This is a genomic window from Rhodoferax sp. RT5P35 (genome assembly GCF_056521385.1).
In genome coordinates this window covers 1-1,017 of record NZ_JBWMAX010000383.1, presented here as the reverse complement: position 1 = coordinate 1,017, position 1,017 = coordinate 1, and the positions used below count along the sequence as shown (strand labels likewise).

Genomic DNA, 1,017 nt, shown 5'->3' with positions numbered 1-1,017 from the left:
AGGCAGCGGTAGTCGATCTCCACATTTGGGCCCACGCCCAACGCACGGCCCAGATAGGACTCGGCGCTGGAGAGGTGGACGCGGTGGTCCTCGGTCAGTTGTTCCAGCGACTGCGGGTGCAGCCGGTAGATGCGCGAGTCGCCCACATGCAGCAGGTGCACCTCGCGCCCCTTCAGCACCAGGGCGCTGAAGGTGCAGACGTAGCCACTGTCTTTGTCAAACCGTGCATGGCTGCGCATGGTTTGCGCGTGCAGCCAGGCGTTGGTAGCGCCCAGCACCCGCTGGGCAGAGCGGCGCACCGACCAGGCATCGGACGTGGCGTAGTAGTCGTCCAGAAAACCGCGCACCGCCGCCGCGCTGGCCTCCTGGCTCACCGCGCTGGAGCCAATGCCGTCGGCCTGTGCTACCACAATGCCCTTGCTGCTGCGCAAGGGCTCCAGGGGCAGCATGGCACCATGGAAGTCCTGGTTGATGCGAACGGCGCACTCTGCGCCTTCAACCCTTTTACGCCCGGCCCGCGAGTGCTGGCCGAGCGTCACACGCAAGGCGTGGGTCATGCCGATTTCAGCCGATGGCGCGCTTGGGGGCCGTCTTGTAATGCGTCGAATACAGGGTCAGGCCGACGAAAGTCAAACCGCCCACCAGATTGCCCAGCACGGTGGGAATTTCGTTCCAAATGATGTAGTCCATCATGGTGAACTTGCCGCCCAGCATCAGACCGGTGGGGAACAAAAACATGTTGACGATGCTGTGCTCAAAACCCATGTAGAAAAACACCATGATGGGCATCCACATGCCGATGGCCTTGCCCGAAACGCTGGTAGACATCATGGCCGCCACCACGCCGGTGGACACCATCCAGTTGCACATCACGGCACGCACAAACAAGGTCAGCATGCCGCCAGCGCCGTGCGCCGAGTAGCCCAGGGTGCGGCCTTCGCCGATATGGCCGAGCTTTTCGCCAATGGCATTGGGTGCCTCGGTGAAACCGAAGGTGAAGATGATGGCCATGAACAC

The 1,017-nt window shown here is 62.4% G+C and carries 2 protein-coding genes; both read right to left on the bottom strand.

The genetic code is table 11. From position 1 onward, the window contains the following. On the bottom strand, window positions 1–557 hold a 557-nt coding region (locus tag AC097L_RS26520), incomplete at its 3' end, for a PP2C family protein-serine/threonine phosphatase (RefSeq protein WP_479589669.1). 7 nt (window positions 558–564) lie between these two features. Then, window positions 565–1,017: formate/nitrite transporter family protein (locus tag AC097L_RS26515; protein WP_479589668.1), on the bottom strand; the 453-nt coding region annotated here is incomplete at its 5' end.